General features: G+C 65.8%; 5 protein-coding genes. 2 read left to right on the top strand and 3 right to left on the bottom strand.

Going from position 1 to position 15955, the window contains the following annotated elements; genetic code table 11:
* Positions 1-293: 293 nt before the first annotated feature.
* Positions 294-1499: an IS110 family transposase gene (locus ACWC09_RS50445; protein ID WP_450858807.1), complete on the top strand. Its 1206-nt coding sequence runs from the start codon at positions 294-296 to the stop codon at positions 1497-1499.
* A gap of 259 nt (positions 1500-1758) precedes the next feature.
* Here ACWC09_RS50445 and ACWC09_RS50440 read toward each other — a convergent pair whose 3' ends face one another.
* Positions 1759-2226, bottom strand: a complete 468-nt coding sequence (locus ACWC09_RS50440) for an SMI1/KNR4 family protein (RefSeq protein ID WP_450858805.1) — start codon at positions 2224-2226, stop codon at positions 1759-1761.
* Between the two features lie 100 nt (positions 2227-2326).
* The gene (locus tag ACWC09_RS50435) at positions 2327-9043 is read right to left on the bottom strand and encodes an RHS repeat-associated core domain-containing protein (RefSeq protein WP_450858803.1); all 6717 of its coding nucleotides are present in this window, start codon (positions 9041-9043) and stop codon (positions 2327-2329) included.
* A 432-nt stretch (positions 9044-9475) separates the two neighbouring features.
* On the opposite strand from ACWC09_RS50435, the gene ACWC09_RS50430 reads away from it, so the two are divergent.
* Positions 9476-14587 (top strand): LamG-like jellyroll fold domain-containing protein, encoded by a 5112-nt coding sequence (locus ACWC09_RS50430; protein ID WP_450858801.1) that lies wholly within the window; start codon positions 9476-9478, stop codon positions 14585-14587.
* A 239-nt stretch (positions 14588-14826) separates the two neighbouring features.
* Here ACWC09_RS50430 and ACWC09_RS50425 read toward each other — a convergent pair whose 3' ends face one another.
* A complete protein-coding gene (locus ACWC09_RS50425) occupies positions 14827-15462 on the bottom strand; it encodes an 8-oxoguanine DNA glycosylase OGG fold protein (protein ID WP_450858799.1) in 636 nt (211 codons plus the stop codon).
* Positions 15463-15955: the final 493 nt, after the last annotated feature.

Raw genomic sequence — 15955 nt, 5'->3', positions numbered from 1 at the left:
CTCGACAGGCTCCACAGTCTCCAACTCCACGGCGGTATCAGTCACTTGACGTCTCTCCCATGATCGTCGGATCCGCCGTTAGATTTACACTCCCCTCGTAGGATCGGGAGGCCCGGGGGCACTGGGTGTGGCTGTCAAGCTCATGCCGTAGGAGTGGCTTCTACTGATTGGCCGCCCGGTGCCCCGCGACGACTCGGCCACTGATTGGGATACGCGCGGCAGGATCGCTTGGTAAGGACACGCTGGCGAGGTCGTCTGTCGGGATTCGAACAGGAACGACTCCGGAGGTGGCCGTGCCTGAACTGTGGGCCGGTACGGATGCGGGCAAGGCCGAACATCACTGCGGGGTGATCGATGCCGAGGGGAAACGCAGGCTGTCGCGTCGGGTGGCGAACGACGAGACGGTGTTGCTGGAGCTGATCGCGGATGTGCTCTCGCTGAGCGAAGAAGAGCCGGTGACCTGGGCGATCGATCTCAATGCCGGCGGGGCCGCGCTGATGATCGCGTTGCTGACGGACAACGGGCAGAGGGTCCTCTATATCCCCGGCCGCACCGTCCACCATGCCTCTGGCTCCTACCGGGGCGACGGGAAGAGCGACGCGAAGGACGCCTTCATCATCGCGGACCAAGCCCGCATGCGCCGCGACATCCAGGCGATACACCACGGCGACGACATCGCCGTCGACCTGCGCATCCTCACGTCTCGCCGTCTGGACCTGGCCGCAGACCGCACGAGGACGATCAACCGGATGCGGGCCCAGCTGCTGGGATACTTCCCGGCCCTGGAGCGAGCCTTCGACTACAGCACTTCGAAGGCGTCGTTGGTCCTGCTGACCGGCTACCAGACGCCGGCCGAACTGCGTCGGACCGGCAGGAACCGCCTGGCCGGCTGGTTGAAGAACCGCAAAGTCCGCAACTACAGACTCGTCGCAGCCACCGCCATCGAGGCCGCCGAGGCCCAGCACACCGTCGTTCCCGGGGAGAAGCTGGCCGCCGCCGCCGTGGCCAGGCTGGCGAGGGAGGTGATGGCTCTCGATGAGGAGATCACCGAAACCGATGCCCTGATCGAGAGTCGGTTTCGCGAACACCCGCACGCCGAGGTCATCCTGAGCATGCCCGGCATCGGCCCTGTCCTGGGCGCCGAGTTCATAGCCCACACCGGCGGCGACATGAGCGTATTCGGCACTGTCGACCGCCTCGCCGGTGTCGCCGACCTGGCACCCGTCCCGAAGGACTCCGGACGGATCTGCGGCAATATGCGCCGACCACGTCGCTACTGCCGCCGCCTGCTGCGGGTCTTCTACATGTCCGCCCAGGTCGCCGCCCGGTCCTGCCCCGTCTCCAAAGTGTTCTACGAACGCAAGAGGGCCGAGAAGAAAACCCATAAGCAGGCCGTCATCGCCCTCGCACGCCGCCGCCTGAACGTCCTGTGGGCACTCCTCCGCGACGGTCGCCCCTTCGAAAGCAGCCCGCCGCCCCGCACTGTCATCCTCGGCTGAGGCAGCTACTGCCAGTTACGAGCCAGGCGTTGACAAGCACATTGGGAATCAGTAGCTGTTCGGGTCGTTTTCGCAAAGGCCAGCACCCAGGTCACCGGTGAAGGGGGGACGGTGCCTCACCCCTGCGCCCTACTGCACTCACAGCACATCCGCAGGCGATATCCCTGGCGACATTGTCACACTGGAGCAATCCGCATAGTTCGAGAACATCACCAATGTGCGAACATTGCGAGTTTGACCTGATCTCCACAACTCGATCCTATCTTTCAGGAATATTCTCCTTTCCAGCGAGTGCATCGGTGAGCCATTCTGCAAAATTCTGCCCCATCGGGAAAAGTGCCCCATCGAGACCGTCATGAGGGTCCCATCCCCACATCGGCCCTTCCGGGTCACGACAGTCGACCAGGGACCAGATCGCGTCCCCCCAGTCGAACAACCAAATCAATCCGTCTGGAACCGGGTTATCAGGAGCGGACGAAAATGCCTGATAGACATCCACGATATCTGCCCAGTTTCCACGCCATTCCCCCCCAGGGACTCCCAGAATTCCCGATCGTGGACCAAAACCTCCATTGGCGACCTCCAGATAAAGACGCCGCAGCAACGGCGGCAGGGGGTAGCCGAATACTTCCTCCGCTCCAGCCACCGCATCTGGCGACGCTGGCACGGGATTCTTTTTCGATGTTACCGCTGCACGCACGGCAGTAACGATTCCGTCTTCAGTCATGGCGCTCATGATCTAGCCTTTCTGTGCCAGAGTCAAGCCTCACACTTCTCCTGACATGGACATTGGGTTTCTGGGCCGGACGGCAGACATGAAAGCGAGTTCATTCCTCTTCACCTTCCTCCATTCCCGCGACATCAGTGCCGAATCCAGCCTCCAGCACCTGCACCATGAGATCGATGGCTCGCCCACTTCCGTACGCATTCCTATAGCCGTCCATCTCCTCCTCATTGATCACCTTATCTCCGACATATCCATAGTCGTCTTTCTGAAGCTCGACGCCAGGCTTCCCTATGTACTTGGTCCCCTCTTTACCGCAGTGTTCGGAACAAGTTCGGTTAGTCGAGTAATAGGCGTCAACTTCCTCAATCTCACCACCCAATTCCTCGACCTGCCTAGTGGCATCCGCCCTGAAGTCGCTTGCAGCATCTTCGGCGTGCCCCTTTCCAGATTTCGGATCGGCCTTATAAACCGTCACCTCCATCTCCGTAAGCGTATCCAGCAGCTTCTTATCCAAACCACCCTTGCTTACGAACCCGATGATTCGCGGAACAATTCCATCCGCGGTTCTCACATAAACCCGGGAGAGGATCAGCCCAAATCTGGTATACGCCCAACTATTTTTTGCGAGATATTCTGCAGCCGCCTTCATTGCGTCCTTGTATAGCGAGGCAGCGGCGGCGACGGCGCCAGCTTCGGACAAATATGCTGTGGGAAGCTTCGGATCGTTGAGCTTTGTGACAGTCCCGGCGCTGCTCGTGGAGGCGGTACCGGCATAGCCCGGCGCTACTCCCCCGCCGGTCGGATTGCCATTCTTAGACAGACTGCCATCGCCATGGGTGACGACGCCGTTACCGCAGCCCACGTCGAAGCCGGGGCCGCAGGCGAGGCCTTTTCCGGTGGGGTCTGAGAAGGAGATCGGGTTACCAGCACCATAGCTGTAACCATTGAGGGATTGTGATACTTCTTTCTGGAAGAGGGGGTCGAGGCTGATGAAGCGGCCGAGGGTGGGGTCGTATTCGCGGGCGCCGATGTCGGTGAGGCCGGTGGTGCTGTCTGTGGTCTTGTTGATGAAGGTGCGATTGTCAGCCCAAGTAGTCGTGTTACCCCGGGGGTTGCCGTAGGGGTCGAACTGACGCCACGTAGGGGTCTGGGCCGTGTTATCCAGGTAGAGGCTGTTGGTGCCGTGCTGGTCGGCGGCGAGTTCGAAGCCGTAGTTGGTTCCGGTGCCGGTGCGGACGATGGTGGCGCCGCCGGGGGCGGTGTAGTAGCGCACGCCGGTGGCAGTGCCGGTGGAGTCGTTGAGGGTGATCTGCTCGCTGCCGAGGTACAGGGTGGTGGTGCTGGGGTCGATCTGCAGGAGCAGGTTGCCATTGGCGTCGTAGATGTAGCTGGTGGTGGTGCCGGTGGTGCTGTTGGAGACGCTGGTCAGCTGTTCAGCGTTGTTCCAGACGAGGGTCTGGTCGCCTGTACTGGTGCTGCGAATTTTGGTGTTGCCGGCGCTGTCGTAGCTGTAGCTGGTGGACCCGGTGGAACCGCCGGTGGTGGTCGTGCTGGTCAGAGTATTGGGCTGGCTGCTGGACCAGCCACTGGTGGTGACGGTGTCGCTGGCGGTGCCGGACACAGTGTGCTGGGTCTGGGTGTCGCGGTTGCCGATGGCGTCGTAGTGCCAGCTGGTCCAGTACGTTCCGCCGGTGATGCCGTCGCCGACGGTACTGTGGTTACTGCTGGTGGGGGTGGCCGCGCAGGTGTCGGTGGCGGTCCAGGCCGCGGTGAGGCGGTCGAGGGCGTCGTAGGTGTAGCACTGGGTTTCGGCCGTGGTGCTGGAGCCGGAGCGTGTCTCGGTCTGGTGGGTGATGTTGCCGGCGAGGTCGTAGGTGTACGCGGTCTCGTCCACGCTGGCCGGGGTGGTGGTGGAGCGGGTGACGAGCTGGTCGGTGAGGTTCCCGGTGTGCGCGTCATAGCTGTCGGTGACGGTGGCGTAAGAGGTAGAGGAACCGAGCTGAACCTGGGCGACCTGGTTGTAGGCGTTGTAGCTGACGCTTTGCAGGTAGCCGTAAGAGGTGGTGGCGATGCCTGACAGCTCGTCGTTGTTGTTGTAGGCGTAGCCGACGGTCTCCGCCGGCAGGCCACCGCCGAGGCTGTAGCCGTCGCTGTCCAGCAGACCAAGGACGCTGGAGTAGGTGTGCGAGATCTTCCACGTCTTGCCAAGTACGGTGCCTTGTGCGGCGGAGGGAATGATGGTCTGTTCGCCGAGGGATTCGCCGAAGACGTTGAAGTTCACGGCCTGCTGGGCGTAGGCGTAACCGCCGCTGTAGGAGGTAGCGGTGGTGACGTGCCCGACCGGGTAGGTCATGCCGGGGACAGCGGTGTTGGCGTTGTCGTATACCCAGGCGGCGGTCTGGTTGCCGGGCGAGCTGGTGGAGGCGTAGGTGACCTGACCGGTGGTGGCTGAGGCGTACTGGCCTGTTTTTCGGTCGAGGGCGTCATAGGTGTAGGAGACGTACTGGCCGCGGGCGTCCTTGGCCTGCAGCAGGTTGCCGTCCGCGTCGTATGTCATGGCGGAGGTCGTACCGGCCGTGGGGTCGGTCTTGGTGATCACCTCTCCGGCCAGGTCGTACGTGTTCGTCCACACGTCGGACTTGGCATCGGTGGTGGTGGACTGCTGGTTGTGCCCGTCGTAGCCGTACTTGGTGGAGCTGGTGGTGCCGCCGGTGAGGTAGAAGATGCCGGTGGCGGTGTTCAGCGGCGTGGTCAGGGTTGGTGCGGTGGTGTATTCGTCGAGTTCGCTGGTGCGGCCGACGGCGTCGGTGCGGGTCGTCTTGGTGACACCGCCTGCGGGCGGGATGACCGTAGTGGCGTCGCCGTTGTAGACCGTGGTGGTGGTCGAGACGGTCGAGCCGTTCTTCTCGGAGAGGTCGTAGATCTGCCGGCCGAGACCGTCGTAGGTGTAAACGTCCTGGTCGGCGACCTGATTGTCAGCCACGGAGTCCAGCGCGACTGTCGGGGTGGTGGTGGAGTCCCAGTAGCCGGTGTTCTTCTTCGCCGTCCAGCCGCGTGAGTCGTACAGGGTGTCGTCGATGAGACGGCCACCCTGCGGGGTGTATGTCTGGGTCTGGCGGGTGCGGCCGAGAGAGTCGACGATGCTGGCCGAGGTGAGGTAGCCGCTGTTGTCGTTGAGGGTGTTGGTCACCACACCCGAGATGGAGCTGTTGGACAGCGTGTAAGCGTAGGTGAAGTTGGCTAGCGCAGTGGTGGCGCGGGAGTTCTTCCAGACCGATGTGGTCCGGCCCAGGGCGTCGTACTGGAAGGTGGTCACCACGTGGTTGGCGTCGGTCGAGGTGAGGGTAAGCCCGCGTTCCGGGTCGAGTGTCACGCTGCTGGTGTGGGCGACCCCGCTCACGGTGGGCTGGGCGACGCTCTGTCCGGTGGTCAGGTAGGCGGAGTTGACCGTGTAGGTGGTCGTGGTGGTGTTGCCGTTGCCGGTGGTGGTACCGGACAGGCGGTGGTAGGTGGTGTCATAGGTGTTCTGCGAGGTGGTCCGCCAGGTGAAGGCGCCCGATCCGTAGTCGGTGGCCTTGCGGGTCATCGTGACCAGCCCCATGGTCGGGGCGGTGGTCTGCGGGAAAGCGGCGGAGAAGGTGGTGTCGTCGTAGAATGTCCGGGTGGCGGAGACGACTTGGTCGGGGCGGCTGACGGTGGCGGGGGCGCTAAGGGTGTTCAGGCCGCTGGGGACGGAGGCCACCGTGCCCTCGGTGAAGCCGGAGCAGGCCACCGAGTCCTCTTCGGTGCCAGAGACCAGCCCTACGAGATTGGCGCTGGTGTTGGCCGGGGCATAGGTGGTGGCGGTGCAGCGGTCGTAGGCGGTGTCGGCCGGCACGGTGTGCGCGTATGTGTAGGTCGGCAGGCCGAAGTCGTCGTCGCTGCGGGTGGCGTCGTAGGTGGTGTCGGTCTCGTTGTAGCGCCAGCTGGTGGTGCCGCCGTCGGTCAGCCGCTGCCGTGTCCACACCTCTGCGGTGCCGGTCGCGTTGGCGGTCAGGTCCGGCAGGCCCGAACGGGTGCGGGTCGCGGTGGCCGCGGAGACCCAGTACGAGGTGATGGTGGAGTGGTCGACACCGCCGCCGTTGCCGAGGTAGGAGGTGGACTCCAGGAGGTTGCCCCCGAGTTGGGGGGCGTCGGTGTGGGTGCCGCCCTGGGAGTCGGTGAGGGAGATGTTGCGGGTCGAGGTGGACGAGAGGCGGTCGCCGTCCATGCCCTGGTAGTAGGAGTCGACCTGCTTGGTCTTGGCGTCGCCGGAGCCGTTGCCGGTGGTGGTGGTCACCTGCTGGTAGCCGCGCCACTGCCCGTAGGTGCGGTACTTGGCCTTGGTGGTCTCGTCGTCGTCGTAGTGCCAGGCCGCACCGCTGTAGGCGTAGTCGGTCTCCTTGGTCGCCGAGCCGCCGTAGGTGTCGGTCTCCAGGACCTCCTGGACCGCGTACTTGTTGAACCAGTCCAGCATCGGGCTGATGTAGCCGCTGGGCGTCCAGTACTCCGGGAAGCAGGACGCGGTGTTCGAGGACGGGGTGGCGGAGGTGGAGCAGGCGGTGGGCAGGGTGTAGGAGACGCCTGTGACGCCGCCCAGTTCGTTGGTGATCGCCGTGATGCGGTAGCGGAACAGGCCCGGGTAGGTGGCGGTGCTCACCCGGTTCTCCAGTGCCGAGCCGGTGAACTTCACCGCCGGCATGGTGATCGAGGAGGTCGAGCCGCCCGCGGTGGTGTCCGAGCCGGTGCGCTGGACGGTGGACAGCCACAGCGTCGCGCTGGTCGCGTCGCCCGTTGACGGCTCGGTCTGGGTCAGCACGTAGGAGTCGACCGTCACGTAGGCGCTGGAGGACACCGAGTACTGCTGGGTGGTGATCGAGGTCAACCGGACCGTGGAGAAGAACGACGGCCCGTACGCGCTGCAGGTGGCCCCCGAGGCGCATACGAGGTCGTAGGGGACGTCGGGGTAGTAGGAGGCGTTGGAGGAGGTCTCCGCGCTGCCGCAGTTGCTGCTGGTGGAGGTGCAGCGCCCCGACGTGCCGTAGACGATCTTGTCGGGGACGGTGCCGTAGGGGCCGGTGGCGGTGGTGAAGCCGTAGTCGACGTGCGCGAGGTAGGAGTCGCGGACGTACTTGACCTCGGAGGCTCCGCTGTAGGCACCGTAGTAGTTGGTGTCCTGCTTGTAGTAGTACGCCATCGCGTCACCGGTGGCGGTGGTGACGTAGTCCAGGTGCCACTTGTAGGCCATGGTGCAGTAGCTGCTGGTGGCCGTCGAGTTGTAGCAGGGGTCCCCGGAGTGCGCGGCGTACACACGCTCGGAGTCCACCGAGTTCGTCGTGTCGTTTCCTGACGCCCAGCCCGGCAGCTCATTGCGACCGAAGTAGAACTTGCTGCCGTCCCGCTCGGTGATGACCCAGTACGACGTGTCATAGGTACCCGACCCGTTCGACGAGCCGGTCACCTTGGTGACCGTCGCGCCGTCGTCATCGGACAGCTTGTAGGTGGACGTGTCCTTGTCGTAGACGATCGAAACCGAGGACCCGTTCAACGACATGGTCAGGATCGGGCCGTCGTAGCACTCGTCGGTGGTCGTCACCGAGCCGGCACTGCCCTCCGGGGAATCGGAGCAGGGGGTGAACTCCTGCGCGACGAAGGAGTCCTGGGTCGTCCAGCCGTCGCCCACCCAGGAGGACTGGGCCTGGGTGTTGGCGGTCTTCCCGTCGACGCTGCCGGAGTCGTAGGACAGCGACGCGTCCGGCGCCAGTGACGTCGAAGCGGCCGGCGACTCCACCTTGTAGGTGTAGGTGAAGTCACCCGAGGAGCCCGACTGACCCCAGGAACCCGCGGACGACAGCGTGGAGGCGTAGTTCCCGCCGGCTCCGCCCTCCTGGCCGGTCGAGTCGGTGGCCGCGATCACGGTGGCAGCCCCGGAGGTAGAAGCCGTCTGCGCCGTTGCCGACCCGGAGGCCGAACCGGCGTAGACAGCAGCATCCGCCGATGCGGTGGCAGCGCGGCGGGTGGCCGTGTCGGCGGCGGTCTTCACCGCGCCCGTGCCACCGAGGGTGATTTGCGCGGAGACGGCCGTGGTCTTGGGGTTGTTGGTGGACGTGAGGGCCGTCTGCTTGCGGCACTTGGCAAGCTGAGGCGTCGTCAATGCGCAGGCGGGCAGTTCGACCAAGCGCAGCCGGGAGGCGTAATTGCCGCCGACGGCCTCGCGGAACGCTCCATAGTCCAGGCCCACTTTCACCCGGCCCGAATCGGACGCAGCAGTCCCTGCGCTCTGGTGCGTGGCGAGGGACCAGACCGGGCCGGATACACCTAGCCGTGCGGACAGTGACCGCGACTGGACCGAGACACCCAGCGCCGTCGGGCCGGTGTAGGTGCCCTTGCGGGGAGCTACGGCCTGCGCCCACACCGGTGTTCCCGCCGCCACGGCCCTGGAGCCCGCGGCCGCCGCATGCTTCGGCGCGGTGAGCTTGAGGGTTCCGGTCTTGGCGGCCGGCCACGCTGTGTGGGTCGGCACGGCCGTGTGCCGGGTGGCACCGGACACTCGCACGTGCTTATGCGGGACGGGCTTCAGACCCGTGACCGAACGGCCGAGATCCGCCTTCGGCTTCGCGTTCGTCGGGGTGGCCGTCGTGCCGGAGAGGGTCAGCGCGGTCGCTGTCGATCCGAAGGAGAGGCTCAGGCACAGGGACCAGGCCAGTACCGCGGCCCACCCCGCCAGCAGCCTCCCGACGGTACGGCGGTGCCGCGTCCGTGCTGCTCCGCTGAATCCGCGCGTGCGTCTGCCGGACACGGCTTCCCCCTCGTCATGACGACATGCCGAAATACCGAACATCCACCCAGACCTGTTGCCGTTTCGGTGATTGCTCGTCAGACGGAAAGAAATACATGAAGGTTCAATGCCGAAGAATAAGGATTTGGAAAAAATCGAACAGAAGAAGGCTGACAAAATTCAGCAGAATCGGGCATCGACGACATGAACATGACGTGATCTGGGTCACATAAGCTCACGTCAAGCGGCTCACGCCTCGTACGGTGGCGCGGCCCTGGCCACCCCGAATTCCGATTCCTCAGCCCTCCGCGGCGGGCGAGCTACCGCTGCGAATTACCGAAGGTTCATCAAGAATAATTTACCGCACATTGACTTTCACATGGGGCCGCCCGGCGGCGAACAGGGGCAACGTGCGGGAATTTTCCATCAGCATGAATATTTGGGGGAAAGAAAGTGCAAAAGACTTCGCGGACTTCTCTGCCACGATCGTGGGCGCGCCGACTGGTCGTCGGTGCCACCACTCTCGCTCTCTCCGGCACCGTGGGACTGCCCGGTCTCGCCCAAGCGGCCACCTCGACATCTCACGCCGGCACGGCCGCCCGCGCCTCAGCAGGTGTTTCTCCTGGGCTGAGTGAGGCACAGGCCCTGGCGAAGGCCCGGACCACCGGCAAGCCCGTCCAGGCGACGGCCGCCACGACGGACTCCTCCACCCTCACTGCGAACCCCAACGGCACGCTGACCCTCAGACAGACGCTCGCCCCGGTACGCAAACTGGTGCACGGCAGATGGCAGCGCCTGGACCCGACGCTCGCACGTCACGCGGACGGCACGATCTCCCCCAAGGTGTCCACCAGTTCCCTGATCCTCTCCGACGGCAGCACGAACGCCCCGCTGGCGAGCATGCGGGCTGGCAGCGGCTCACTGGCCGTGTCGCTCCCCCCGGCGTTCGCTCTGCGCACCCCTACCCTGTCCGGCGCCACCGCGACCTACCACTCCGTACTTCCCGGCGTGGACCTCGCTGTCACCGCACAGGACACCGGCGGGTTCAGCGAAGTCCTGGTCGTCAAGAACGCCGCAGCCGCCGCCAACCCGGCGCTCACCGACCTGGCCCTGTCCACCAAGGCCACTGGGGTGAGCCTGGCCAGCGACAAGGCGGGGGACATCACCGCCAAGGACCGCAACGGGCACACCCTGTTCTCCGCCACTGCCCCGACCATGTGGGACTCCAGCCGCCCCGCGGCCAGCACACCGAAGACGACCGACCCGCACACCGGTCAGACCGTGGACAAGCACAGCGGCGTCCCCCTCGCATCCAGCATCGCCGCGCCGGGCGACGCCGCCCGGAAGGCGAGTCTGAAGGCCGCTTACCGGCGGGGACACATCAGCCTGTCCCCCGCGCGCACCCTGCTGAGGGGTAAGCACACCGTCTATCCCGTCTACATCGACCCCTCCTTCACCGCCTCTGGTCAGACCGACACCGTCCAGGCGTGGGCGTTCGTCGACAACGAGTGGCCCGATACTGCGTTCTGGAAGCCCGCCTCGTCCACTCCAGGACCCCTGCACGTCGGTTACACCGACTGGACTTCCGACGTCTCCACGAACCGTGCCTTTTACCAGACAAGCATCCACAGCGGTATCTGGGGCGCGCAGGACGTGATCTCTTCCAACATCTCCTTCTACGAGAACTGGTCGGCCTCCTGCACCAAGGAGGAAGTTGACCTGTGGCACACGGGCTCCATCTCCTCCAGCACTACCTGGAACAACACGCACAGCTCCGGTGACCCGGACAAGAAGTTCTGGTTCAGCAAGCTGGACACCCAGACCGTCGCCCACGGCTGGTCCACCTCCTGCGGCCCCGCGGACGTCACCTTCGACATCACCTCGTTGATGAAGACGGCTGCCAAGGACAAGTGGTCCAAGGCCACCTTCGGCCTACGCGCCGCCGACGAGGGCAACGACCTGGCCTGGAAGCAGTTCAGCAAGCAGGCCACCATCACCACCACCTACGACCACACCCCCAACACCCCGACCTCGCTGACCACCAGCCCGGCCACCAGCTGCACCGCCGCCACGCCCACCTCGCTGGGCCTGGGCGACGTGACCCTGCGGGCCGGCGTGTCCGACCCGGACGGCACCACCAGCCCGCTCACCGCGAACTTCACCCTGAAGAACATGTCGAGCGGCACGACCTACACCCGGGCGATCAACGCCACCAGCGGCACCACCGCCAGCACCCTCTACTCCCACACCAGCAGCTCCGGCCCCTTCCAGGCGCTCACCACGAAAACCGAGTTCGCCTGGTATCTGACCGTCACCGACCAGGATCTGACGAGCAGCCAGTCGAAGACCTGCCACTTCTACTACGACCCCACCGCACCCGGCGCCCCCACCGTCAGCCCCGTCACCTCCACCACCAGCCAGTGCCCCGAGCTCACGGACAGCCCCTCCGGCGACAGCCTGTGCACGGTGGGCACGGCCGCGAGCTTCACCCTCACGGACACCAACACGACTACGGCGCCCGGCAGTTACCGCTACCAGCTCAACGGCGGCAACCCGATCAGCGTCCCCGCCGCCACCGCCAGCCCCTACACCGCCACCATCTCGCTCAAGCCGACCACCCAGACCAACGTTCTGACCGTCACCGCCGTCGCCAGCAGCGGGAACATCGGCGACACCTACGACTACCGGTTCATCGCCGCCGCTCCCGCCACAGCCACCAGCGACGACCTCACCGGCGACGGCAACGCCGACCTGCTGACCGTCGGCGGCAAGAACTCCCTGCCCGCCGGGCTCTGGCAGGCCACCGGCACCGGCAGCGGCAAGGTCAACGCCGTCGCCCGGAACATCGGCATCGACGGCAACGGCGTCTCCACCACCCAGAACGCCACCTCCTTCACCGGCACACAGACCATCACGGGTCACTTCTTCACCGGAGCCGGCTTCAACGACGTCCTGGACTACGGCTACGACACCGCCACCGGAGCCGTCAGCGCGGAGATACTCCCGGGTCAGGGCGACGGCACCGACCTCCAACCCGTCGACGCAACACCGGTGAGCGACGCCACCTCGACATTCGCCTTCACCGACACGACCTTCAACGACGACGGAACCACCACCAACACCGTCACGCCGGCCACGTCCATCGCCAACGGCGGATCCCTTTACGCGACCGCCAGCGGCGATACGTACGCCTATCCGGACCTTCTGCTGGTCCTCAAGGGGTCCCTGTACGACGAACCGTCCTTTGCCACAAGAGGAAGTTACGTCAAGACCGACAACACCAGCCAATTCGCCCAACTGGCCAGCTACAACCCCTACTGCCTCGCACAGAACACCAGCACCAACACCAGCTGCACGAGCGACTGGACCGGCTGGACCATCACCAGCACCCTCGTGAACGGCCTGCCAGCACTCTTCGCACGGGACACCAGCACCGATACCAGCGACCCCTCCCACGGCCAGCTGTGGTACCTCAGCCCCGCCAACCTGCAAATCCTGGAGACTGACGCTCTGACCAACGGCGCCAGCGACACCACCCTCACCTCCGTCGAGGCGGCCACCAGTGGCTGGGACTCCGTCAGCCAGCCCACCCTCCAGGCCTCCGACATCAACAACGACAACACACCCGACCTGTGGACCGTCAGCAGCACCGGCACCGCAACCGCCCATGAGATGACCCTCTCCGGCACCACCGCCACCTTCACCACCCCCACCGGGCAGGCCCTTAGCACCGACACCCACGACTGGCCGCTCAACGACTACGACACCACCGCCCTCACCGCCGACGACGCCGCCACCACTCCCATCACCCTCACCGGCACCAGCGGCGTCACCGCACCCGAGGGCGGACTCTTCGACCCCGACATCGCTCTCGATGCCAGCGACCACGACTACCTGCAGGGCAGCAAGGCCCTGGACCTGACCAAGTCCTTCACCGTGTCCCTCTGGGCCGACCCCACCGCATACGGCGGCGCCGTCCTCTCCCAGAACGGCAGCGCCGACTCCGGCATCCTGCTGATCCCCACCTCCAGCGGCTGGCAGTTCAGCCTCAACACCGGCGCCGGCACCGCCTGGGACTTCGACACCATCACCGGCGGCACCGTCCACCTCGGCACCTGGGCCCACCTGACCGCCACCTACAACAAGACCACCGGCGTCATGAACCTCTACGTCGACGACGTCTTCGTCACCACCGGCAACCACACCGCCCCCAGCACCGGAGCAAGCGGCACCTTCCAGCTCGGCAACGACTGGCACACCAGCGCCCGCGCCGACTACTTCACCGGCGAACTCGCCCGCGTCCGCACCTGGACCGGCACCGTCGTACCCCCCGCCCAGCCCTACACCCCGGCCGGCTACCACCAAGCCGTCACCCCGACCCGCATCCTCGACACCCGCAGCAGCAGCGGCCTGACCTACACGTCAGGCATCACCGCGGGCGCCAGCACCGTCACCTCCGACTCCGTCACCCACCTGAAGATCGCGGGCGACACCGTCACCACACCGGTCAGCGGCGCACCCACCACCATCCCCAGCACCGTCACCGCCGTCGCCGTCGACGTCACCGCCACCGCACAGACCGACAGCGGCTACGTCACCACCTACGCCGACGGCACCCAGCGCCCCAAGACCTCATCCACCAACTTCGCCGCCTCCACCACCGCGACCGGCTACCAGATCGTCCCGGTCGGCAACGACGGCAAGATCGACCTCTACACGCACATCGACAGCACCAGCGGCACCGCCGCCCTGATCGTGGACGTCACCGGCTACTTCACCAGCGACGCCACCCTCACCGGCGACCAGACCTACACCCCGCTCTCCAGCGCGGTCCGCGCCCTGGACACCCGTTCCAGCGTCGCCCACACCAGCCTGACCAGCACCGGCACCGTCGCCGTCGGCACCAACTTCACCCTGCAGATCACCGGCCAGAACGGCGTACCGAGCAACGCCACCGCCGTCGCCGTCAACCTCGCCGCCGCCAACGCCGCCGGCACCGGCTACCTCCAGGCCTACGCCACCGGATACGCCCCCACCGCCGACACCAGCCTCACCTTCCACAGCGGCAACGCCATCGCGTCGCTGTCAGGGGACGTGCCCATCGGCACCTCCGGAACCATCACCATCTCCGTCCACGGCAACGCCACCGCAGTGTTGGCCGACATCTCCGGCTACTACACCACCAGCACAACGGGGCAGAAGTTCCACACCCTCAACCCCACCCGCCTGGTCGACACCCGCAGCGGCATCGGCGGAAGCTCCAGCCCCGTCGCCGCCAACGGCACCTACACCCTCACCACCAGCACCACCCAGCAGGTCACCACGGCCACCACACCCACACTCGCCGCCATGCTCACCGTCACCAACCCCACAGCCAGCGGCTACGCCACCGCCTACCCCACCAGCGTGGGCAAACCCGTCACCAGCAACGTCAACTGGGGCACCGGCGACACCCTCGCCAACCTCACCCTCACCCCCACCGACAGCAACGGCCAGATCAGCATCTACAACAACAGCGACGGCACAGCAGACTTCGTCGTCGACTGCAGCGGCTACTACACCTGAGCAGCCCACCCCACCGTTAGGGTGAACGTTTCCAAGAGGTCGAAGGCCCCCACCGCAGGGTGGAGGCCTTCTTCCGTGTGGGGTCACAGGCGTACAACGGCATCCCCACTTCGGTCACCAGGAAGACAAGGGAGCCCAAGCCGACTCCGCCTTCATACTGCACGTGAGCGTGGTGCCGTATCTGGTACAGGGACGAGCCCTCAAAGCTGCTTTCCGTGGGAGAACACGGCTTCCTCGACCTAGTCCGGGAGAACGCCTCGGACCCGCGCATACTCGTGCACCATGACCACGTAGCGTCCGTACTGTTCAGTGGTCCAGCCGTTGTCCGGCCAGTCAGCGTCCACTGCAGCCGTGGCCCTGAGCGCCCGTGATACGACGCTGTCCAGGATGACCGGACGATGGTGTGCCCCGGGTCTGTCGTGCCCGGCGAAGTAGAGCACTTTCGTGAAGAACGCCGGGCCCAGGTAGGGGATGTGCTGGTCGTTGTTGAAGGCGCGATACGCGGCGACGGCACCTCGTTCCCGAAGTACGTCGAGTGCCTCACGGAGTCGGGCGTCAAGGTCCGCGCAGGTGGAGTTCCGGAAGACACGTGCGCTGCACCGGACCGACCGCACCTTGGTGCCGTTCCCCCAGACCAGCGCAGCGACGAGCAGGTGACGTCGGCCATCTGCGGTATCGGCCCGACAGCCGATACCGAACACGGTCCGCCGGTCCACTCGGGGCCAACCGCCCGCGTGCGGGCACGTGCCGAGCGCCGCGGGCCACCAGGTCGAGTCCGGGAGCTGGGAGGTCCAGCGCGCAAGATCGAAGGGGATCGCCTGGCCGAGGACCGTGTCACGGTCAGGAAGTTGGACGTTTTCGGGCAGCACGATCATTAGTCACTCCTTGTCCACAGCCCAAGACGCCCGTCACCGTAGAGGGCGGCACCGGGGCGCGTCCTTGCGCAGGGTTGCGATGACCGCGGCACCGGCGTCCCGGGAGAAGGCGGCCGGTCGACCTTTTCAGACCGAGTTCCTGGGCCGCCAGGGTGGTGAGGTGAAGGTCGATGGCACCACCGGGGCCAACCCTGCCGACTGCCCGGCAACTTGGCCAACCGAACCGTGGGCTAGCCCAAGGGAGCGCAGCGTGCCTCCGTAGGGCCATTCCCTTGCCCCCCGCGTGCACACCAGACGTACAGCATCCGCGCAGCCTTCGTTGCCAGGCCGATACCGACTGCTGGCGCCGTGCCGTGAATGACAGCCCATGGGACACCGAATCGGCCCGCGGACACCGCCGGCCTGGACACGCCCGCGCCGTCCCGGCCCCTGTACGGCCCCTGGGTCCTGGCATCGGCCCTCAAGGCAGTCGCCCAGGCCGCGAGCGACACCC

This window comes from Streptomyces sp. NPDC001617 (assembly GCF_053596855.1).
This window is presented reverse-complemented; position numbering and strand designations above follow the sequence as displayed.

Excerpts from the sequence above, each read along its gene's own strand:
- ACWC09_RS50440 (WP_450858805.1), bottom strand. The coding sequence starts at position 2,226 with ATGACTGAAGACGGAATCGTTACTGCCGTGCGTGCAGCGGTAACATCG.
- ACWC09_RS50425 (WP_450858799.1), bottom strand. The coding sequence starts at position 15,462 with ATGATCGTGCTGCCCGAAAACGTCCAACTTCCTGACCGTGACACGGTC.